Source organism: Bradyrhizobium sp. STM 3809, assembly GCF_000239795.1.
Lineage (GTDB): Bacteria > Pseudomonadota > Alphaproteobacteria > Rhizobiales > Xanthobacteraceae > Bradyrhizobium.
Map to the genome: position 1 here is coordinate 1 of NZ_CAFJ01000226.1, position 20,317 is coordinate 20,317.

Consider the following 20,317-nt stretch of genomic DNA (forward strand, 5'->3'; position numbering starts at 1 on the left):
CGACCTGCGTGGTGCAGGCGATCTGCTGTCCGAGCAACAGGCCGGTCATGTCCAAATTTTCGGGCCCGCCCTCTATCACGAGCTGCTGTCGCGGGCGCTGCAAGGACGACCGCATCGCGCCGCCGACCTGTGGTTTCCGGAGCTGCGCATCGACGCTCCGGCCTTCCTGCCACCGGGCTACGTGGCGGACCAGGCCACGCGGCTCGCAGTCTACGCGCAGCTCGCGCATGCGGAGACCTCGGCGGAGGTCGATGCGATCGAGGACGACATTCAGCTCCGGTTCGGCCCGCTGCCGCCGGAGGCCAGCCATCTGATCGCAACGGCCCGGATCGGCATCGACTGCCGCGCCCTCGGCATCGCGCGCCTCGATGTCGGAACGTCAGGCATCGCCGCGCGGCTGAGGCCCGCCACCTCAGCCGGCCCACGACGGCCCGGCGGCGCGCGATCCCGGCTGGTCTACAAGCACGAGATCCACCCCGGCCGGATCCTGACCGCGACGGCCCGCTTCCTCGCAGCGCTCAAGCGCGTTGGCACGACCGGGATTAACCCGGCCAACGCAAGCTCACCGCGCAAGACGTCGACCCGTGGCCCGCGACAGTCTCGCAGATGACCGCTTCGCCTCACGTCGTCGGTTGGGGCGTGAGAGTGAAATCGAAATGGGTTTCCCAAAACGGATTGGCAAACTCCAACTGCCGAGCCCGCTCCTGATTATCGACCTTCTCGAAGGTAGCGAGCAGGCTTTTCTTGACGCCGAACACGGCATCGGAATCGATATAGCGATCGTCAGGATCGAAGATGTGCGTGGTCAGGGGCTCGAACCCGTCGGCCGAGATGATGAAGTGCAGATGCGCCGGCCTGTAGGGATGCCGGCCGAGCTTGCCCAGCAGCTGGCCGACCGGACCATCGTCAGGGATCGGATAGAAGCGCGGCTTCACGGCGCGGAACCAGTAGCGGCCCGCCTCGTCGGTGCGGAACACGCCGCGCAGGTTGAAGTTGGGCTGCAGGCCCTTCTGCTGCACGTCGTAGAAGCCGTCGTCATTGGTCTGCCAGACATCGAGCTTGGCGTTCGGGATCGGCCGTCCCTGCGTGTCGCGGATGATGCCGGAAATGACCATGTCCTCGCCCTTGCGGTCGAGGCAGATGTTGCTGCCGAGCGGCAGCTGCGGCGCGTCGTGGACGTAGAACGGCCCGAGCACGGTGCTCTCTGAGGCGCCGGCCGGCTTGCGATGGTTGATCGCATCGACCAGCATCGAGACGCCGAGAACGTCCGACAGCAGGATGAACTCCTGCCGCCAGTCGGTGCACATCTGCCCGGTGCGGGTGAGGAACATGATCGCCTCGAACCATTCCTGCTGGCTCGGCTCGATCTCCTTCACCGCCTCGTGCAGCTTGCGGATGATGACGGCCATCACCTCCTTCAGCCGCGCATCCTTGGCGTTCCTGTTGCGGCCGATCACGACCTCGGCGGAATTCTCCTCGGTGAAATAGCCTTGTTCATGATCGTGCATGGAGCCTTCCTTTCAGGATCAGTTCGCCAGAATCTGCTTGAGGACGCGGCGCAGCTCCGCGACCGGATCGCCGGCCATCGCCTCGCGCCGCCAGCATACGTGCTGGTCCGGACGCGTCAGCACGATGCCGCCGTCCCGCACCTCGCGCAGGCGCGCCCAGTCGCCGGTCAGATCCTGCCAGGCCTGACGCGGCCCGATGACATGCGCGTCGATCCCTATGCCGAGCTCGTGGCCGAGCGTCTTGGCGGCGGCCGCCCAGGCCTCGCCGCCGATGCCGGTCAGCACCGTGAAGTTGCCGTGGCCGGCGAGGTCGAGCGTCGAGATCTTGGTGCCGCCGTCCTTGCTGAACAGCCAGGCATGCGGCAGGCGTGCGCCGGGCCAGGTCGTCTGCTGGAAGTGCAGCTCGGGATCCCGGGTGAACGCCGGCTCCGCCTGCCCATCGGTCACGATGGCGTCGGAGCGGTAGCGGTGGTTCATCTCGACGCCATGGGCGTCGAACTCATAGACCTTGCTGGCGATAGTCTCGCGGATCCTTGCGCGCTGCCGCTCGGCGTCCTCGGTGCGGTCGCAGCGCGCATCCATGTTCTGCTGCATCTTCACCGGATCGATCGAGTCGAGCAGTCCGAGCGCCTGGAAGATCGGGCCGAACTCCTCGATCGACTTGTTGGCGCGGGTCACGATCTGCTTGGCGATCGGGGCGCGCTCGACCGTGTAGCTGTCGAGCAGCTTCGGCCCGGCGCGGTTCTTGATGACGTAGGCGAGCTTCCAGGCCAGGTTGAAGGCGTCCTGGATCGAGGTGTTCGAGCCGAGGCCGTTCGACGGCGGGTGGCGGTGAATCGCATCGCCCATGCAGAACACGCGGCCGTGCGAGCTCCGTGTTGCATACATGTTGTTGACGGTCCAGGTCGAGACCGATTGCAGCTCGACCTGAAGCTCCTGGTCGCCGACGAGGTCGCGGGCGACCTTCACCGCGAAGGCCTCGTCGACCTCGGGCGCCGGCTGGTTGATGTCATAGCCCCACACGATCAGCCATTCGTTCCAGGGCCGGACCATGCGGACCAGCCCCATGCCGATGCCGCCGACATCGGCGCCGGGCTGCACCACCCAATAGAGCACCGAGGGCCGGTGCGCGACGTAGCGCGACAGGTCCGCCTTGAACAGGATGTTCATCGAGCCGCCGACGCCCATCTTGCCCTCGAACGGCAGGCCGGCATGCTGGGCCACCAGCGAGTTGCCGCCGTCGGCACCGATCAGGTATTTGGAGCGCACCGTGAAGGTCTTTCCGGTCAGGCGGTCGAGCAGCGTGGTGGTGACGCCGTCGTCGTCCTGGACGTGGCTCTCATACACCGTCGACATCCGCGCCTGCGTGCCGCGCGAGCAGGCTGTCTTGAACAGCAGCGGCTCCATGTAGGTCTGCGGCAGGTCGTTCATCTTCGAGGGCGACGACAGCTGGTGCTCGGCGCGCGACAGCGGGTGGTTGCCCCAGGTCCTGAGCCGGCCGATCTCCTCGCCCGCGAGCGAGGTGCAGAACACGTTCTCGCCCATGATGTCCTGCTGCGAAGCAAACATGTAGGCCTCGTCCTCGACATCGCGGCCAAGGTCGCGCAGCACCTCCATGGTGCGCTGGTTGGTGATATGGGCGCGCGGCGTGTTGGCCAGCCAGCGATAGCGGTTGACCACCATGTTCTCGACCCCATAGGTGGACAGCAGCGCTGCGGCGGCCGAGCCGGCCGGCCCGGTGCCGATGATGAGAACGTCTGTCGTGATGTCGGCCATCGGGCCCTCCCTGTCGTTCATTGTCGGTTGTCAGGTGTCGAGGGATCCGCCGCGCAACAAGCGGCGGACCGGAAGCAGCTGGATGCCGGTCCGGCTTGCGAACAGGCCCCACAGGCCTTGCGGCGCGAACAGCATGATGACGATGCCGATCAGGCCGAGGGCGAGAAGATAGAGCGAGCCGAAATCGGCGAGCAGCTTCTGAAGTGCGAAGAAGATCAGCACGCCGACGATCGGCCCCTCGATGGTGCCGATGCCGCCGATGACGACGATGAAGATCACATAGGCCGTCCAGTCGATGACCGAGAACGCTGCGTCCGGCGAGATCCGAGCCTTCTGCACATAGATCAGCGCGCCGACGAGACCGGTCAGGGCCGCGCTGGTCAGATAGACCATAGCCTTCAGCCGCCGCGCGTCGATGCCGACCGCGCGCGCCGCCTCCTGATTGTCTCGGACGGAGGCGAGCGCGAGGCCGTGGCGCGAGCGCAGCAGGCGATAGACCGTGAAGATCGTCGCCACCGCCAGCAGCAGCGCCAGCCAGTAGCAGATGATGTCCACGGCCTGCGCCGGCCGCACACCCATCAGGCGCTGCACGAGATCGGTGCCGAACATCGCGCGCGTCGCCGCGCCCGGCAGCGACGTGCCGGTGCCGCCGCCGAGCGTCTTCCATTGCGCGATGAGCAGCCGGACGATCTCGGCGACGACCCAGGTGCCGATGGCGAAATAGGCGCCCTGCAGGCGGAAGGCGAAGAAGCCGGCGGGAATGGCGAGCAGCGCGGCAGCTGCACCGCCGAGCAGGATCGCGACGAGCGGATCGAGCTTGAGCAGCACGACACCGGCAAACATCGCGTAGGCGCCGAGGCCGACGAAGGCCTGCTGGCCGACGGAGACGAGACCGGCATAGCCCGCGAGCAGGTTCCAGCTCTGCGCCAGCACCAGCATGGTCAGGATGAAGAACAGGTCCTGCAAGGTCGCGCGCGGCAGATAGGCCGGCGCGACCACGCCGACGACGATGATCATCGCCGCGAGCACGGCAAAGACGGTCGAGGCCTTGGTCCTCGTCTCGACACGCCAGGGAATGGTTCGTCCGTGCATCGGCCTGCCTCCTAGTCGACCGCACGCGGGAAGAAGCCGCGCGGGCGGACCAGCAGCACCAGCACGAAGGCGATATGGCCGGCGAGGATCTGCCATTCCGGATTGACCGCGCCGCCGATGGTCTGCGCCACGCCGAGCACGACGCCGCCGGCCAGCGTGCCCCAGAGCGAGCCGAGCCCGCCCATGATCACCGCCTCGAAGGCGTAGATCAGGCGCGCCGGACCGATCGTCGGGTCGAAATTGGCGCGCGTGCCGAGAAACACCGCGGCGATGGCCACGATCGCCATCGCAATGCCCGTCGCAACCGCAAAGGTCCGGTTGGGCCGGATGCCCATCAGCCCGGCGGTCACAGCGTCGTCCGAGGTCGCGCGGAAGGCGCGGCCGAGCTCGGTGCCGTAGAGCACGCGGTTCAGGATCAGGATCACGGCGACCGCCGAGGCGAAGGTCAGCATCGGCATGACGCCGACGTTGAACGGGCCGAGCGCGACAGACGCAGTCTCCAGCGAGCCCGAGGGGATGCGGCGGCTGTCGGCGGAATAAGCTTGCAGCAAGCCATTCTGCAGCACCACCGAGAGCCCGAAAGTGACGAGCAGCGGCGGCAGGATGTCCGGGCCGAGCGTGCGGTTGAGGACATAGGCCTGCAGCAGCCAGCCGATGCCGAACATCAGCGGCATCGCGATCAGCACGGCGAGAAACGGATGCAGGCCGAGTCCGCTGACCAGTACAAGGATCAGATACGCCGCGAGCACGATCAGATCGCCATGCGCGAGGTTCACCAGCCGCATGATGCCGAACACCAGCGACAGTCCGGCGGCGAACAGCGCATAGAGGCCGCCGAGCAGCACGCCCTGCAGGATGGTGTCCGCCCAGCTCATGCATGCGCTCCGAAATACGCGGCGTGGATCGCCTCGCGGCTCAGCTCCGCGGGGCGTCCGCTCAAGGTCACGCGGCCCTCCATCATGCAGTACAGCCGATCGGCGACCTTCATCGCCTGACCGATATCCTGCTCGACGATGACGATGGAGGCGCCGCTGTCGCGGATCGCCGGAAAGGCTGCGTAGATGTCGCGGATGATGATCGGCGCGAGCCCGAGGCTGAGCTCGTCGCACAGCAGAACACGCGGGTTCGACATCAAGGCGCGGCCGATGGCGACCATCTGCTGCTGGCCGCCGGACAGCGCCGTGCCTGGCGTGTTGCGCCTCTCCTTCAGCACCGGGAACATCCGATAGATCGTCTCGAGCGACCATGGCCCCTTCGTCGCCCGGCCATAGCGGCCGATCAGCAGGTTCTCCTCGACCGAGAGCGACGGGAACAGCTTGCGCCCCTCCGGCACCATCGCGATGCCGAGGCTCATCACGTCAGGCGCGGTCAATGCGCCGATCGGACGGCCCTCGAACAGGATCTGATCGGCACCGTTGCGCAGCACGCCCGAGATCGAGCGCATCAGGGTCGACTTGCCGGCGCCGTTGGCGCCGACGATGGCAATCGTCTCGCCCGCCTCCAGCGACAAGTCAACGCCGAACAGCGCCTGGAAGTCGCGGTAGAAGGCGGTGAGCCCATGGGTTTCGAGCAGCGCCATCACACCTCGATCCCCAGATAGATCTCACGCACGGCGCTCGACGCCATGATCTCCTCGGGTTTGCCGATGCCGATGACCCTGCCGAAATTGAGCACCAGCAGCCGCTGCACCACCGCGTTCAGCGCATGCAGCACGTGCTCGATCCAGACGATGGTGACACCCGAGGCGTGGATGCCGCTGATCGTCTCCACCAGTGTGCGACACTCCGCCTCGGTGAGGCCGCCGGCAATCTCGTCGAGCAGCAGGAGCTTCGGATCCGTCGCCAGCGCGCGCGCGAGCTCGAGCCGCTTGCGCTGCAGGAGGCCGAGGCCGCCGGCCAGCGTGTTGGCGCGGTCGATCAGTCCGGTCTGCACCAGGATCTCGGCGCAGCGGTCGGTGACCTCGGACTCCGCCTTGCGCGATCCCATGCTGGCTGCCACCACAAGGTTCTCGAACACGGTGAGCTTCTCGAACGGCTGCGGGATCTGGAACGTGCGGCCGACCCCGGCATGACAGCGCGCCATCGGCGGCATCCGCGTGACGTCGACGCCGTCGAACGACACGCGGCCGGCGTCGACGCGCAGATTGCCGGTGATCAGGTTGAACAGCGTCGACTTGCCGGCGCCGTTCGGTCCGATGATGCCCAGCGCCTCGCCCGGCGCGACGTCGAAGGTCACGTCATCCGTGACCTTCAACGCGCCGAACCGCTTGGCGACATGATCAAGCTCGAGGATGGGCACGTCGGATGCTCCGCGTAGCGATCGTCAGGCGATCGGCTCCATCTTCCCGCCCGCGGGAATGTTGGGCGCGGTCTTGTTGTCGGTGATGACGAGATCGTAGCCGCCGCCATCCTTGAGCCGCCACTGGCCGCCGACCAGCGGCGTCTTGCAGACATTCTTGGCGGCAAAGGGCGGCAGCTTGGCGCCGTTCCACGCGATCGGGCCGACGATGGTGTCGAGCTTGGTGGCCGCGACCGCCGCAATCATCTTGTCGGCATTGGTCGGATCGTCGACGCGCTTCAGCACATCGGCCGCGATCTCGAACAGGGCGTGCACGAAGCCGATCGGCTGCGTCCATGGCCGCTTGGTCGCGGCGGTGAAGCCGTCGGCGAGCTCCTTGGCCGAGGCGCCTGTCAGCGACGACTTGAACGGATGGCTCGGTGTCCACCACACTTCGGAGGACAGGTTGTGCCCCTGCTTGCCGAGTGCCTCGACGGCTTGCGGGAACAGCAGCGCCTTGCCGATCGAGGCGATCTTCGGCGTGAAGCCCTTCTGCTTGGCCTGGTTCCAGAACGTGGTGAAATCCGGCGGGATCATCACGCCGGTGATGACCTCGACATTGCCCGACTTGAAGGCGTTGATCTGCGCGGAGAAGTCGTCCGACAGGTTCTGGTAGCGGCCGGGATCGATCAGCTTGTAGCCCTTCTCGGTCAGCACCGGCGGGAAGCCGACCTTCGCATCGCCCCAGGCATTGCCGTCGCCGTCATTGGGAAAGAGACCGCCGACCTGCTTGTTGGTCGACAGCTGCGCCCACATGTTGGTGAAGACGGCGATGACGTCCTCGAGGCCCCAGAAGAAGTGATAGCTCGAGCTGAACGGCTTCCACGACGCGGGATCGCCGGGGTTGCCCTGCTGGCCGATGAACCAGGGCTGCCACGGCGCCACGGTGGAGATGCAGGGCAGGCCTTCGGACTCGCACGTCGTCGACACCGGATTGGTGGTCTCGGGTGTCGAGGCGACGAGCATCAGGTTGACCTTGTCGCTGACGATCAGCTCCTTGGCGACCTCGGCGGCGCGGTTGGGATTGGACTGGCTGTCCTTGACCACGACCTGAACCTGCAGGCCGGCCGCCTTTGCCGCGGCGTTGAAGCCGTCGATGATGAACTTGTCGGCCTCGGCGAAGGCCGCGAGCGGGCCGCTCTGCGGGCTGACATAGCCGATCTTCGCCGCCTTGCCGGCCGCGAGCGCGGGCTTGAAGATCGTGTCGGTGGCGGAGAGCAGGCCGCCCATCGCGGCCGTGCCGAGGAGCGTTCGTCGCGTGATCATATCGTGTCCTCCCTGATTTACTTTTTTGACTCAACGATCGTTCTAGAGCGGTGGTTCTGTGCAGGCCCACGCGTCCTGCAGCAGCGCCCGGATCTCCGCCTGCCCGAAGGCGCGCGGATTGGCGTAGGTATTCTTGACGGCGATCGCGGCTGCGCGGTCCAGGTCGGCCTCGGTGAGGCCGAAATCCCTCAGCCGCGTCGGCGCACCAAGCCGCGCCGCGAAGCGATGCAGCGCCTTGCCGGGCGTGGCACCGCCGAGCGCAGCGGAGATCGGCGCCAGAAGATCGCCGGCCACCGCGGCGTTGAACCCGATCGTGTGCGGCAGCAGGATGGCATGCGTCTGCGCATGCGGCGTGTCGAAGCTGCCGCCCAGCGTGTGACAGAGCTTGTGATGCAGCGACATCGAGGCGCCACCGAGCACAGCCCCGCAGAGCCAGGCGCCGTAAAGCGCATCGGCGCGCGCGCCGCGATCGAAGGGATCGGCGACCAGCACCGGCAATGCCGCCGCAAACGCCCTGACGGCATCCGCCGCCATCAGCGACAGGATCGGATTGCGATCCGGCGCATAGAGCGCCTCCGCCGCGTGCGCAATCGCGTTCAGTCCGGAGGCGACCGTCATCTCCTTCGGCAGGCTCAATGTGAGATCGACATCGTAGATCACCGTCTCCGGCAGGATCGCCGGATCGCGCCGCGTGGTCTTCTCGCCGGCGCTGGTCTCGCCGAGGATGTCGGTCATTTCCGATCCGGCATAGGTGGTCGGGATCGCGATCTGGTCGGCGCCGGTACGCAGCGCGATCGCCTTGCCGAGCCCGATCGACGAGCCGCCGCCGAGCGCGATCACGCAATCGGCCCCGCTCTGCGCGTAGGCCGCAACGGCCTCGCGGGTGACGTCGACCGGCGTGTGCATGACGGCGCCGGCGAAGACGCCGGCCGTGGCGCTGCCAAGCCGGTCGGCGAGCGCATCGACGTCATTGCGCTGCTGCGGCGTCGCCAGCAGCAGCGCGCGCTTGCGGCCGAGCCGTTCCATCTCGGGCGCGAGCTGCGACAGCGTGCCGGCGCCGAACACGACGCGGGAGCGAATGCCTGGAAAGATGAAGGCGCGGGTGCTGGTCATGTCACGCTCCGCGTCTTCGGCGCGCGCGCCATCACGAAGGTGAAGGCGAGGCTCCAGGGCACGTCCTTGCGCCGGGTCGGCTTGAAATCGGCGAGCAGGCTCGGCTTTACGCAATGCAGCGCGTCTTCGGTCGCATCGGCGCGATCGAACAGCTGGGTGGTGATCGGCTCGAAGCCCTCGGCCGAGACGATGAAATGAATGCTGGCCGGGCGCCGCAGCGGACAGCCGAGCTGGCCGAGCAGCCGGCCCGCGGGACCGTCGACCGGCACCGCGTAGCTCGCCGGCTTCACGCTGAGATAGTCGAACGCGCCGTTCGCGTCCGTCGTGAAGATGCCGCGCAGATTGCAGTCGGGCTGCTCGTCCGGCTGCTGGTTCTCGAAGAAGCCCTGCCCGTTGGCCTGCCAGGTCTCGACGATGGCGCCGGCAATCGGATGGCCGTCGAGGTCGACCACCCTGCCCGCGACCGCGAGCGGCTCGCCAACCCCGTCGAGAGAGATGTTCGCCCCATTGGGCCGCCGCGGCGCATCGGCGCGATAGAATGGTCCGCGCGGCGCGTTCGGCGTGGCGCCGGGCGGCCGGCGGCTGTTGATATCCTCGACCAGCGCGGTCGCGCCGATCAGATCGGACAGCAGCACCCATTCCTGACGATTGTCGGTGGTGGCGTCGCCGACGGCCGCCAGATAGGCCATGGCCTCGCGCCACTCGGCCCTGGTCGGACGAACTTCGCGGATCAGCTGATGGATGTGGCCAACGATGGCGATCATGCCCGTCGCCAGCCGGCCGCTCCCGGCCCGCGCGATGCGCTCCACCATAGCCTCGCCCGGCCGCTCGCCGCCGCGATCGATGGGCAGATCCTGCCGCATCGTCCCTCCCCGGAAACATTGTCCTGTTTCGTGGAAAGGTAGCAGCGCCCGGCCCGGGCGTTGATGATTTCTGCGCGGGATAATATAGCAGATCGCTATGAAGATCGACGAACGCCACCTGGTTCAGCTCGCGGCCGTCATCAATGCCGGCGGCGTCACGGAGGGCGCCGCGCTGCTCGGGATGACGCAGCCGGCCGTCTCGCGCACGCTTGCCGCCCTGGAAAAGCGGCTCGGCGGGCCGCTGTTCGTGAAAGGCCGCCGGCCGCTGCGCCCGACCCCGTTCGGCCGGGCGCTCGCCGATCACGGCCAGGCCATGCTGCTCGCCTCGCGCAAGGCCTCCGAGCTGATCGACAATTTCCGCCACGGGCTGGCCGGCACCGTCCGTGTTGCCGGCACGCCGTTCTTCATGGATGGCCTGATCTCCGGCCTGATCGCCGAGTTCCACAATGCCCGTCCGGACGTCCGGGTGATCCAGAGCTATGGCTACATGCCGGACCTGCAGGATGCGATCCGGGCCGACCGCATCGATCTCGCGATCTGCCCGGTCGATGTGCTCGACGGCAACGATCTCGAGTTTCAATCCATCCTGCCCGGACGCAACGTCGTCGCCTGCCGCGTCACCCACCCGCTGCTGATGAAGCGCAAGCTGAAGGGCCCGGAAATCCTGGACTACCCATGGATCGGGCCGCCGCCGAACAGTCCGCTGCAGGCCGACATGCGCGCGCTGCTGCTGTCGTTCGGCTCGACCGGCGTCAGCGTGCCCTATGTCGGCGGGTCGCTGGCGAGCGCCATGAACTATCTGAAGCGGACCGACGCGCTCACCATCCTGCCGCACGGCGTCGTCTTCGCCTATCGCCGGGAGCGCGAGATCACGGCGCTGCCGCTGCGCGTGCCGCATCCGGACCGCGCGCTCGGCATTCTCCGGCTCGCGGGCAGCCCGCAATCGCCGGCGGTGACGGCCTTTTCCGAATCCGTCGCGAAGGGCTTTGCGGATCTGGCAGAACTGATCCGCCGTCACGAGCAGTCGGTGATCTGGAAGGGCTGATGCCGGCCCCCCTTCCCGCCCAGGCGCGGCGCATCACTGCGCGGTCAACACCACTTTGACGCTTTGCGAGCGGTCGAGCGCCAGCCGCAGCGCGTCGGGCGCGGAGCGGAGCGGACGCTCCGCCGTGACCAGGCCGAGCACGTCGACGGCGCCATCGCCGATCAGTTCGACCGCGGTCATGAACTCCAGGCTGAAGCGGAACGATCCGCGCAGGTCGATCTCCTTGGCCATCACCGCATTGGACGGCGTCGGGATCTGGCCGCCCGGCAGATTGCCGATTTGCACCACCACGCCGCCGCGCCTGACGATGCCGATCGCGCCGGCGAGCCCGGCCGCCGTTCCTGACACTTCGAAAGCGACGTCGAACGGGGCTACGGCGGCCTGGGCCTTCAGAGCAGCGTCGCCGCCGGCGATGTCGAACACATGATCGGCGCCGAGCCGGCTGGCAAAGGCCAGCGGCGCCGGCGCGATGTCGACGACTGTCAGCTCCGCAGCGCCGGCGCGGCGGGCCGCGAGCATGGTGAGCAGCCCGATCGGGCCGGCGCCGAACACGACGGCGCGCTTGCCCCTGATGTCGCCGGCGCGCGCCGCCGCGTGCAGGCAGACCGCCAGCGGTTCGGCCAGGGCCGCGGCCTGATAGCTGACGTGATCGGCGATCTTCACGCATTGCGCCGGCGTGGCTTCGAAATAGCTGGCGAAGCCCCCCGCCATGTGCGGAGTCTTGGACGCCGAGCCCATGAAGAAGATGTTCTCGCACAGGTTCAGGCGGCCCTCGCGGCACGGCCCGCAATGTCCGCACCAGCGCGACGGGTTCACGGCGACGCGGTCTCCGACCGTCACGCCCGGTGCGGCTCCCGCGATCTCCACCACCTCGCCCGCGATCTCGTGACCGAGCACCAGCGGCGACGTCACGACGAAGTCGCCGGTCCGGGCGTGGCGGAAATAGTGCATGTCGGAGCCGCAGATTCCGCCGGCACCGAAGCGGATCCGCACCATGCCCTCGGCCAGCGGCTCGAGCGGTCGCTCGACGATGCGCAGGTCCTCGGGGCCGAACAGCGTGGCGGCAAAGCTCATCGTGGTCATTTTACGAGTCCCATGTATTTCGGCAGCCCCAGCGTGATGTCCGGAATGTAGGTGATGGCGATCAGCGCGATCAGGAGCGGGACCAGCCAGGGAAGGATCGCCATCGTCGTGCGCTCCACGGACAGCTTCGAGACGCGCGCCAGCACGAACAGCACCATCCCCAGCGGGGGATGCAACAGGCCGATCATCAGGTTGAGCGTCATGATCAAGCCGAAATGAATCGGATCGATGCCGAGCTTGAGCACGATGGGCAGCAGGATCGGCACCAGGATGGTGATCGCCGCGATCGTGTCGATGAAGCAGCCGACGAACAGGATCAGGATGTTGGCGAGCAGCAGGAACACCCATTTGTTGTGGGTGATGCCGAGCATCGTATCGGTCAGGATCTGCGCGGCCTGCGACACCGTCAGGAGCCAGGCGAAGATCGAGGCGGCCGTGACGATGAACAGAACCGAGGCGGTGGTCTCGATGGTGTCGAAGGTCGCCTTCGCCACGGTGCGGACATTCATCGTGCGATAGCGCACGAGACCCAGGAACAGCGACCAGATGACGGCGGCCACGGCGGCTTCCGTCGGCGTGAACCAGCCCAGCGTCATGCCGCCGATCAGGATCACCGGCGCCATCAGCGCCATCACGGCCGAGAAATCGAAGTACCAATCGAGCGCCAGCAGTACGGCGAGACAGAGTCCCGCAGCCAGGTTGACCGAGAGACCGGCCTGCACGAGCAGCCAGACGGCCAGCGGGAACGCCAGAACGACGACGATCTCGAGCGCCGCGGAGCCGAGTTGCTGCCAGGAGAACGGCGAGTCGCTGCCCCAGCCGTTCTTGTGGGCGAAATAGGCCACCGTGGCCATCATGGCGAGCGTCATCACGGCGCCCGGAATGACACCGCCCAGAAACAGCGCGCCGATCGAGACATTCGCCATCATGCCGTAGATCACGAAGGGCAGCGACGGCGGGATGATCGGACCGAGCGTCGCGGACGCGGCCGTCACGCCGACGGAAAACTCCGTCGAGTAGCCGTGATCCTTCATCGCCTTGATCTCGATGGTTCCGAGGCCCGCGGCATCCGCGATGGCCGTGCCGGACATGCCTGAGAAGATCACCGAGCCGATGATGTTGACATGGCCGAGGCCGCCACGCATCCACCCCACCAGCGCGACGGCAAACCGGTAGATGCGGCCGGTCACGCCCGCGATGTTCATGAGGTTGCCGGCGAGGATGAAGAACGGCACGGCCAGCAGCGGGAAGCTCTCCACCCCGGCGATCATGCGCTGCGCCAGCGTGACGTCGGGCGTGATGCCGGTGACGAGGATATAGAGCAGCGAGGCGGCGGCCATGGCCAGCGCCACCGGCAGGCCGACGAGCATCAGGACGAGAAACGATCCGAGCAGCAGCAGCATGATGCTCAAGCCTCCGTACCGTCGAAAGCGCCGGGGCGCTCGAGAATGGAGTAGCCGCGACGCCAGTTCTGGATCGCAACCTGGACCGAACGCAGGCTCATCAGCACGAAGCCGAAAAGCACGAAATAGTAGACGTACTTCTTGGGAAACTTGATCGTCGTCATCCGCTCGTCGCCGATCACATCGATGAAGACCCAGATCAGCTTGACCGCGTAGGCGAAGAAGGCGATCCGGATGGCGTCGATTGCGGTGGAGAGGACGCGCGCGGGAAGATGCGGCAGATAGCGGAACAGGAGATCGACCTGGATGTGCCGCGACAGCCGGACGCACATCGCCGATCCCACGAACACCACCGCGATCAGGCAGTATGTCGCGATCTCCTCGGTCCAGGCGTAGCTGTCGTTGAGCGCGTAGCGCGTGAAGAACTGCAGGAACACGCAGAGCGCCATGATCCAGAAGATCGCCAATGCCAGCCAGTCTTCGGCGGCATAAGGGCTGAGGTCGGCGGTGACCGGCTCGCTCTCTTCAAAGGTATGCGCAATCTCATCGGCCGTGATCCGCCGATGCAATTCAGCCGTGGACATGGGACTTCCTTGACCCTGAGACGATAGAGGGCGGGGGTTTCGTCCTTCCGGCCGAGACGGTCGGAAGGACGGACTCCATCGGAGCTACTTGATGGCCTGGATGCGATCCCAGTCCGACTTGCGATAGTCGAAGCTCTCGAAGCTGATGGCCTTCATCACCGTGTCGCGGAACTCGTCCTTGTTGACCTCCGTGACGGTCAATCCCTTGTCCTTGAAGAAGGTCACCAGCTTGGCCTCCTTGGCCTTGATCTCCTCGGTCGCCTTGGCGGCCGCCTCCTGCGCCACCTCGGTGAATATCTTGCGGTCCTCTTCACTCAGCTTCTTCCAGAGGCCGCCGGCGATGACGGTGTTGAGGTGATCGACGATGTGTCCGGTCAGCACGATGTACTTCTGCACCTCGTAGAACTTCTTGGCCTCGATCGTCGTCAGCGGGTTCTCCTGCGCCTCCACGGTGCCGTTCTGAAGCGCGAGGTAGACCTCGGCGAAGGCGATCGGCGCGGTGTTGGCGCCGCAGGCGCGCGGCATCGCAAGATAGGCCGGGACGTCGGGCACCCGGATCTTCAGGCCCTTCATGTCGGCGCACGACTTGATCGGCTTGTTCGAGGACGTCTGGCGCACGCCGTAATAGGTGACCGCCACGATGTGGTGGCCGCTCTTGTCCTCGTAGCCCTTGGCGAGCTCCTTGAAGACGTCGCTCTTGGTGTAGGCGAGCAGATGATCCGCGTCGCGGAACGTATAGGGATAGTAGGTCACGCCGATCGGCGGATAGGCCTTCGCGGCGAAGCTCGAGCCCGAGATGATGATGTCGACCGAGCCCAGCGACAGGCCCTGGTTGATGTCGGTCTCCTTGCCGAGCTGCGAAGCCGGATAGACGTCGATCTGGTAGCGGCCGTTGGTGCGCTTGCCGATCTCCTGCGCGGCCCACACCGACGCGGTGTGGAACGGCTCCGACGTCTCGTAGACATGGGCCCATTTCAGCTTGGTCTGAGCCCGCCCGGGCGCCCCTGTGGCGGCGAGCATCGCGGTGGCCGCGATGGCAAGAATGGCGATCTTCTTCAGCATTTGATTTTCCTCCCTGGCTTGTTTCTGTTCTTTCTCGTTCTTGACTCGGTATCATCCGCCTTGCGGCCGGGCGCCGCGACCGCTTCCGCACCGAAGCTCTGCGCGAACCGGGCTTGCGAGCGTGCGAGGTGGCCGCTCATCGCGGCGCAAGCGCGCTCGGGATCGTGCGCCGCGATGGCGCGGAGAATCTCCTGGTGCTCGGCATGCGCCGTCCGCCATGAATTCGGATTTTCAAAATACGTCGCCAGCTTCGTGAAATAGGGATTGAGGCGCTGGTCGAACAGTTCGCCGACGACGCGCGTCAGCACGGCGTTTCCCAGGCATTCGGCCACCGCGATGTGAAAGGCGCGATCGTGCACCATCAAGGCTTCGCTCGGATGATCGGCCGTGGTCATGGCCGCGAGCGCGGCCTCGATGCGCGCGATATCCTCGGCTGTCGCGCGCCGCGCGGCCTCGCCGGCGATCGCGCCTTCAATGAACTCGCGGGCGCGCAGCAGTTCGAACGGCCCTTCGATGATGGTGGAGGCCGGCGCCGTGAACGCGGGCGCAGTCGGCTCGATGACGTAGATGCCGGAGCCGACGCGGATGCGGACCCTGCCTTCGACCTCGAGCGCGATCAGGGCCTCACGCACGGTCGGGCGCGAGACCCGCAATTGTTCGGCAAGCTCGCGCTCGGTCGGCAGGCGGCTGCCGACCGGAAACTCGCCGCCGTCGATCAGCGTGCGGAGCTGATCCGCGACCTGGCGGTAGAGACGCCGCGCTTCCACCGCTTCTAGAGGCAATGCGTTCTCTCCCGGGATGGTGCGTTTTGGCCAATTGGCCTGACCAATTGTCCGAAACAGTGATGGAACTCGATGACCGAGTCAAGCGGTGGCGGTGACCAGCGTACGAGAAGCTGTCTTTGCGGGTGACCGATGCCGCCAACACGCTGGAGAATTCTCGTGAAGCCTACTCAGACTTTCACACGCCTTCGAATCTGCCGGTCTCCTAGCGGCCAGCCGCCCTCCATTCATGTCGATTGCTGTTTCCCCTGTGCATTCCCTTACGGTCGGTCAGGCGGCTGGAGCGGACGCGATGCGGACTTCAACACCGCCGTCGCGCGACTGGCGCCATGCCGACAGTTGCGCAATCTCGGCTTCGGGCCGTTGCACGACGATGTCGCCGCGGCCGAGATAGACGCAGCCAGCATTGCCGTCGACGGTGATCCAGTCCCCCGGCGCGATGATGTCCTCGCCGATGCGCGCCTGAAGGGCGTCGCGGTCGACTCGGATCGCAGCGCATCCCACCACGCACGGCTTGCCCATCTGACGGGCCACGAGCGAAGCATGCGCCGTGCGCGCGCCGACGGCGGTGACGATTCCCGAGGCCGCCGCAAAACCGGCGATGTCGGCGGTGCTGGTATCATGGCGGATCAGGATCACGGAGTCGCCCGCGGCAGCAAGCCGCTCGGCGGCTATGCTGTCGAAAGCTGCCCGACCGGTCGCGACGCCGCCGGAGGCCGCGACGCCGACGGCTGCAGCCGGCCCGCTCGCAACGAACGAGGTTTCATTGAGCGCGTCGAGATCGAGGCTTTCGGTGCGGTCAAGCGCCTGCTGCGGCGTGATCAGCCCCTCATGCACCAGGTCGACGGCAATGCGAAGCGCCGCGCGCGGCGTGCGCTTGGCTGCGCGCGTCTGCAGGATCCACAACCGACCTTCCTCGATGGTGAACTCGACGTCCTGCACCTCACGGAATTCGCCCTCCAGCCGCTTGAGCGTCGCGCGCAATTGCTGCGCGACATCCGGCAGCGCCCGCGACAGCGCGGCTTCGGTCTGCGGCGTCCGCCGGCCGGAGACCACGTCCTCGCCCTGCGAATCGAACAGCACGTCGATGACCGGCGCATCGTTGCCGGTCGACGGATCGCGCGAGAACGCAACGCCCGCCCCCGACGAGGTGCCGCCATTGCCGAACACCATCGCCTGCACGGTCACCGCCGTGCCCTGGAGATGCTCGAGACCCTGCAGCCTGCGATAGGTGCGCGCCCGCTCGCTGGTCCAGGAGCGATAGACCGCCCGCGCCGAGCGTTCGAGCTGAACCGCGGCATCTTCGAGCCAGCCGTCGTCGTCGGAATCCTCCAGCAGCCGGCGCTCGTCGAGAGCCAGCCGTTCGAGCGCCTCACTGTCGAGCTCGCGCTCGTTGGCGACGTCCTCGGCCGCGATCAGCTGGCTCAACCGCTCGGCGAGCGGCGCGGGATCCATCCCGAGCACGGTCTCCGCGTAGCTCTCGAGCAGCCGCCGGCGGCAGTCCCACGCCAGTCGCGGCCGGCCAGTGGCGCGCACCAGGCCGCGCACCGCGCGCGAGGTGCAGCCGACATTGAGCACGGTGTCCAGCATGCCCGGCATCGAGCGCGCCGCGCCGGACCGCACCGAGACCAGCAGCGGATTGCGCGAGCAGCCGAAGGTTCTGCCGGTCGCCCGTTCGAGATAGGCGATGCCCTCCTTCAGGCCGTCGGCGAGCTGTCGCGTCGCATGGCTCTTGCCGGCGACCACGTCGGCACAGAGCTGCACCGGCAGCACGAAGGCGGCCGGCACCGGCAGATCGAGCGCCGCCATGCGGGCGAGATTGGCGGCCTTCGCGCCGACCTCTTCGGCACCCGGCAGCTCACGCCTTCCATCGCCAATTCGTACGATCGTCATCACATCATTCCTCAGGCCGAGAGATCGCTCATCGTGTAGCGCCGCAGCAGATGGCCGAAGCTCGCCAGGCAGTCGGTCGCGCGCTCGATCGCGCGGGCAAGCTCCAGCGCCGCGAGCGAGGCCGTCACGTCGAGGCCGCCGGAGAACACACGCGCCGTGATCTGGCGCTCGCTGGCGTCAGCCTGATGCTCGGCATCCATCAGCCGCGCAACCGCGGCCAATGCGTCCTCGGAATCGGCGCGGCGCCCCTCTTGGACCTCGGCCGCGGCGGCGAGGCCGGCGGCGGCATGCTCGGTTGCGGCCACGCCGACGGCGGCGAGCGCCTGCAGCGCGGAGCCGATCTCGGGCTTCATCGGGGCCGGTGTCAGCGACGCGATGAATGCCGCCTGCTCCAGCTCGTCGATCGCCTGCTCGACCCGGTCGACGAGATCGCCGATGACGGGCCTCGCATTCAGCCGGGTGATCTCGGTCCGCGCCTCGATCGCGATCCTGTCGGCCTTCTGCTCGATGCGGCCGGCGCGCTCCGCGAGCTGCTTGACCGCCATAGGATCCGGCTCGCTCATCGCCAGGGCCTGCTGGACCAGCGCCGCAACGTCGCGCGCCAGGCCGATCTGCCGGAGCACCATGGCGAGCAGGCCGCTGTCGACGCGGTCGAGATGCCTGACGAGATCGGCGCCGATGCGGTCGCGCGCCAGCCGCGACGACTGTCCCGCCAGCAGCGCCTCGGTCGAGATCTGCAGACAGGCCCTGAGAAAGCTGATCGCGGCCTCGCGCCCCAGCACCTGGTCGAGTCGCTCGCCGAAGCCGATGCGCGTCGGCGCCGCGCTGCGCACGGCGGCGCCCAGCAGCTCGTTGCCGCCGAGTTCCAGGAAGCCGCGGTGACCGATGCGCTGCCGCGCCGCCCATTCCAGGATGCGGACCGCATCAGTCTTGGCGACCCAGCTGCGCAGCAGCTTGCGCGCCTTGTTCCAGTCGATCAGGAACACCAGCGACGCGCCGATCGCCGCAAGCAGATCGTCGCGGTCGTCGGGACCGCCATACTCATGGGATCCGGTGACGAGATAGAAGGTGCTCTCGTCCTCGAGTCCGGCGGCGGCATGCTTGTCGAGGCCGCTCCATTTCAGCGCACGCCCCTCGAACAGCGACACGAAGAATTTGGCGCGCGCCAGGTGAACATCGGTATAGGTGATCGTCACTGTACTCGCGGTGACGACGATGACGATGACATGCGCGTCGGTGGTGCCGATGTCGTTCTGGATCACGAGGCGATCGCCGGCGCGGATCGCAGTGGCGTCGAGCCCGGGATGGTTGAACTTGAGCGGCCGCGTCTCGCCGAGGCCGCGCATGAAACTCTCGATCGGCGCGCGATCGCCCTCCTGCACGCCGAAGACATGGGCGCCGGCGATGACCTGCTCGGAATGACTCGCCGCCAGGCGGTTCAGCGCCTTGTGCAGGTCCATCACGAGCCGATGCAGACTGTCCGGCCCGTCATGATCGACACCCGTCAAGCGGCCGATACGGGCGATCTCGATCTCCGGCGTCGCGTCGAGATGGCCGGCGCCGCGGATTGACGCAAGGCGTTTGTCGAAGTGCTGGCCGCTCGCGGCATCGCCTGCGGCGACGGCGCTGATCATTGCGAGGATGTCGCTCTCGATACCCTTCAGGTGAGGCGCGAGGCCCGGCGCGACCACCTTGTCTTGGCCAGCGAGATGGGCGCCGCCGATGAGAGTCACAAGCGCCGCGGGCGCGAGTCCGGCCGCGCGGCTCTCCATGGTGAGATCGGGCACGTCGCTGCGTGGATCTCGCGCGTGCTGCACGGCGGCCTGCAGCGCGCTGAGGCGGAGCTTGATGCGGTCGTTGGCGGCCAATCCTTCGGCGACCAGCCGCGGCAGCAGGATGTCGGCTTGTCCGAGCTCTCTGACGATTTCAGTCTTCATAGGCCCCTGTCACGGTTGCTCGGCGCGGTGGTAGCAGCGGCAGATGAAGAGTATTTGCGCTGGATCATTCATCGAATTGTCACATGAGCATCGCTGCCAGCGGTTGCCCCGAGATCATAAAATGCGCCGAAGTGTCTGCGGAGCTCGTTGCTCATCGTCGTCCGCGCTGTGCTATCCGCAGCGGTGCGAACCTGACCTCGGACCGGGAGGCAAGGACCCTGCGACTTGAGCGTCCGCGAGCGCCCGCTCGCCGATAAGGACATGCTACGGCCGAGGAAGAGGATGGTCGTCAGCGGATTGAAGCCCTTCTCGAGCTTCGGCCGCCCAGCCGTCTGGATCGACCGCTCGTTGACGGTTGACTGTGGTTTCGGCGGTGTGGCTCTCCCCGCATACCCCAGAACTAAGAAGCGCAGTTTTGGCACGGACATCCGAAGCGCAGATGATAAGCGGTCGCAACCCGACCGAGATCGACTGACGAGCGAAAAAGTCAATCAAGCGTCACGCTCGGGCCGTACAGTTGATGCACTGCAGCACGCCTTTGCGCGCCGCTCGCCAGGCGGCCCAGCAAGTCGA

General features: G+C 66.9%; 18 protein-coding genes. 2 read left to right on the forward strand and 16 right to left on the reverse strand.

Annotated features, from left to right (window positions below; genetic code table 11):
* Positions 1-610 (forward strand): TRCF domain-containing protein (locus BRAS3809_RS12295; protein WP_035656181.1); only part of this gene is annotated, 610 nt, incomplete at its 5' end.
* Between the two features lie 10 nt (positions 611-620).
* Here the strand turns inward: BRAS3809_RS12295 and BRAS3809_RS12300 are convergent.
* From BRAS3809_RS12300 to BRAS3809_RS12340, 9 genes are read right to left on the reverse strand one after another with little or no spacing between them, the layout of a single operon-like run.
* Positions 621-1,508, reverse strand: a complete 888-nt coding sequence (locus tag BRAS3809_RS12300) for an intradiol ring-cleavage dioxygenase (RefSeq protein WP_008962418.1) — start codon at positions 1,506-1,508, stop codon at positions 621-623.
* Positions 1,509-1,526: 18 nt separating this feature from the next.
* A complete protein-coding gene (locus BRAS3809_RS12305) occupies positions 1,527-3,284 on the reverse strand; it encodes an FAD-dependent oxidoreductase (protein WP_008962419.1) in 1,758 nt (585 codons plus the stop codon).
* A gap of 30 nt (positions 3,285-3,314) precedes the next feature.
* Positions 3,315-4,376, reverse strand: a complete 1,062-nt coding sequence (locus tag BRAS3809_RS12310) for a branched-chain amino acid ABC transporter permease (protein ID WP_008962420.1) — start codon at positions 4,374-4,376, stop codon at positions 3,315-3,317.
* Between the two features lie 11 nt (positions 4,377-4,387).
* The gene (locus BRAS3809_RS12315) at positions 4,388-5,251 is read right to left on the reverse strand and encodes a branched-chain amino acid ABC transporter permease (protein ID WP_008962421.1); all 864 of its coding nucleotides are present in this window, start codon (positions 5,249-5,251) and stop codon (positions 4,388-4,390) included.
* Complete coding sequence (locus BRAS3809_RS12320; RefSeq protein ID WP_008962422.1) at positions 5,248-5,955, reverse strand: ABC transporter ATP-binding protein; 708 nt, start codon at positions 5,953-5,955, stop codon at positions 5,248-5,250. The genes BRAS3809_RS12315 and BRAS3809_RS12320 overlap by 4 nt, the downstream gene beginning before the upstream one ends.
* Positions 5,955-6,674, reverse strand: a complete 720-nt coding sequence (locus tag BRAS3809_RS12325) for an ABC transporter ATP-binding protein (protein ID WP_008962423.1) — start codon at positions 6,672-6,674, stop codon at positions 5,955-5,957. The genes BRAS3809_RS12320 and BRAS3809_RS12325 overlap by 1 nt, the downstream gene beginning before the upstream one ends.
* Positions 6,675-6,698: 24 nt before the next feature.
* On the reverse strand, positions 6,699-7,979 hold the full coding sequence (locus tag BRAS3809_RS12330) for an ABC transporter substrate-binding protein (RefSeq protein ID WP_008962424.1): 1,281 nt from the start codon (positions 7,977-7,979) through the stop codon (positions 6,699-6,701).
* A 42-nt stretch (positions 7,980-8,021) separates the two neighbouring features.
* Positions 8,022-9,092, reverse strand: coding sequence for a maleylacetate reductase (locus BRAS3809_RS12335; protein ID WP_008962425.1), 1,071 nt, complete (start codon positions 9,090-9,092; stop codon positions 8,022-8,024).
* Positions 9,089-9,955, reverse strand: a complete 867-nt coding sequence (locus BRAS3809_RS12340) for a dioxygenase family protein (RefSeq protein WP_502685665.1) — start codon at positions 9,953-9,955, stop codon at positions 9,089-9,091. Before BRAS3809_RS12340 ends, BRAS3809_RS12335 begins: the two co-directional genes overlap by 4 nt.
* A gap of 97 nt (positions 9,956-10,052) precedes the next feature.
* Between BRAS3809_RS12340 and BRAS3809_RS12345 the strand changes: the two genes are divergently transcribed.
* Positions 10,053-11,000, forward strand: a complete 948-nt coding sequence (locus BRAS3809_RS12345; RefSeq protein WP_008962427.1) for a LysR family transcriptional regulator — start codon at positions 10,053-10,055, stop codon at positions 10,998-11,000.
* Positions 11,001-11,033: 33 nt separating this feature from the next.
* Here the strand turns inward: BRAS3809_RS12345 and BRAS3809_RS12350 are convergent, their stop codons facing one another.
* From BRAS3809_RS12350 to BRAS3809_RS12380, 7 genes are all read right to left on the reverse strand, one after another.
* Positions 11,034-12,083: an L-idonate 5-dehydrogenase gene (locus BRAS3809_RS12350; protein WP_008962428.1), complete on the reverse strand. Its 1,050-nt coding sequence runs from the start codon at positions 12,081-12,083 to the stop codon at positions 11,034-11,036.
* Positions 12,080-13,486, reverse strand: coding sequence for a TRAP transporter large permease (locus BRAS3809_RS12355; RefSeq protein WP_035656183.1), 1,407 nt, complete (start codon positions 13,484-13,486; stop codon positions 12,080-12,082). The genes BRAS3809_RS12350 and BRAS3809_RS12355 overlap by 4 nt, the downstream gene beginning before the upstream one ends.
* A 5-nt stretch (positions 13,487-13,491) precedes the next feature.
* Complete coding sequence (locus BRAS3809_RS12360; RefSeq protein ID WP_008962430.1) at positions 13,492-14,070, reverse strand: TRAP transporter small permease; 579 nt, start codon at positions 14,068-14,070, stop codon at positions 13,492-13,494.
* 84 nt (positions 14,071-14,154) lie between these two features.
* Positions 14,155-15,132 (reverse strand): sialic acid TRAP transporter substrate-binding protein SiaP, encoded by a 978-nt coding sequence (locus BRAS3809_RS12365; RefSeq protein WP_008962431.1) that lies wholly within the window; start codon positions 15,130-15,132, stop codon positions 14,155-14,157.
* Positions 15,126-15,914 carry a FadR/GntR family transcriptional regulator gene (locus BRAS3809_RS12370; RefSeq protein ID WP_008962432.1) on the reverse strand — a complete coding sequence of 263 codons (789 nt, stop codon included), beginning with the start codon at positions 15,912-15,914 and terminating at the stop codon, positions 15,126-15,128. Before BRAS3809_RS12370 ends, BRAS3809_RS12365 begins: the two co-directional genes overlap by 7 nt.
* A 270-nt stretch (positions 15,915-16,184) precedes the next feature.
* Positions 16,185-17,807, reverse strand: coding sequence for a PEP/pyruvate-binding domain-containing protein (locus tag BRAS3809_RS12375; protein WP_008962433.1), 1,623 nt, complete (start codon positions 17,805-17,807; stop codon positions 16,185-16,187).
* 11 nt (positions 17,808-17,818) lie between these two features.
* Entirely contained in the window at positions 17,819-19,744 is a 1,926-nt protein-coding gene (locus BRAS3809_RS12380) for a DUF47 family protein (RefSeq protein ID WP_008962434.1), read from the reverse strand.
* Between the last annotated feature and the right edge of the window lie 573 nt (positions 19,745-20,317).

What these genes read in the sequence shown, in the direction of transcription:
- BRAS3809_RS12315 (WP_008962421.1), bottom strand. Translation starts at nt 5,251, where the DNA reads ATGAGCTGGGCGGACACCATCCTGCAGGGCGTGCTGCTCGGCGGCCTC.
- BRAS3809_RS12335 (WP_008962425.1), bottom strand. Translation starts at nt 9,092, where the DNA reads ATGACCAGCACCCGCGCCTTCATCTTTCCAGGCATTCGCTCCCGCGTC.
- BRAS3809_RS12355 (WP_035656183.1), bottom strand. Translation starts at nt 13,486, where the DNA reads ATGCTGCTGCTGCTCGGATCGTTTCTCGTCCTGATGCTCGTCGGCCTG.
- BRAS3809_RS12380 (WP_008962434.1), bottom strand. Translation starts at nt 19,744, where the DNA reads ATGAAGACTGAAATCGTCAGAGAGCTCGGACAAGCCGACATCCTGCTG.
- BRAS3809_RS12320 (WP_008962422.1), bottom strand. Translation starts at nt 5,955, where the DNA reads ATGGCGCTGCTCGAAACCCATGGGCTCACCGCCTTCTACCGCGACTTC.
- BRAS3809_RS12365 (WP_008962431.1), bottom strand. Translation starts at nt 15,132, where the DNA reads ATGCTGAAGAAGATCGCCATTCTTGCCATCGCGGCCACCGCGATGCTC.
- BRAS3809_RS12340 (WP_502685665.1), bottom strand. Translation starts at nt 9,955, where the DNA reads ATGCGGCAGGATCTGCCCATCGATCGCGGCGGCGAGCGGCCGGGCGAG.
- BRAS3809_RS12375 (WP_008962433.1), bottom strand. Translation starts at nt 17,807, where the DNA reads ATGACGATCGTACGAATTGGCGATGGAAGGCGTGAGCTGCCGGGTGCC.
- BRAS3809_RS12300 (WP_008962418.1), bottom strand. Translation starts at nt 1,508, where the DNA reads ATGCACGATCATGAACAAGGCTATTTCACCGAGGAGAATTCCGCCGAG.
- BRAS3809_RS12345 (WP_008962427.1), top strand. Translation starts at nt 10,053, where the DNA reads ATGAAGATCGACGAACGCCACCTGGTTCAGCTCGCGGCCGTCATCAAT.
- BRAS3809_RS12310 (WP_008962420.1), bottom strand. Translation starts at nt 4,376, where the DNA reads ATGCACGGACGAACCATTCCCTGGCGTGTCGAGACGAGGACCAAGGCC.
- BRAS3809_RS12350 (WP_008962428.1), bottom strand. Translation starts at nt 12,083, where the DNA reads ATGACCACGATGAGCTTTGCCGCCACGCTGTTCGGCCCCGAGGACCTG.
- BRAS3809_RS12305 (WP_008962419.1), bottom strand. Translation starts at nt 3,284, where the DNA reads ATGGCCGACATCACGACAGACGTTCTCATCATCGGCACCGGGCCGGCC.
- BRAS3809_RS12330 (WP_008962424.1), bottom strand. Translation starts at nt 7,979, where the DNA reads ATGATCACGCGACGAACGCTCCTCGGCACGGCCGCGATGGGCGGCCTG.
- BRAS3809_RS12360 (WP_008962430.1), bottom strand. Translation starts at nt 14,070, where the DNA reads ATGTCCACGGCTGAATTGCATCGGCGGATCACGGCCGATGAGATTGCG.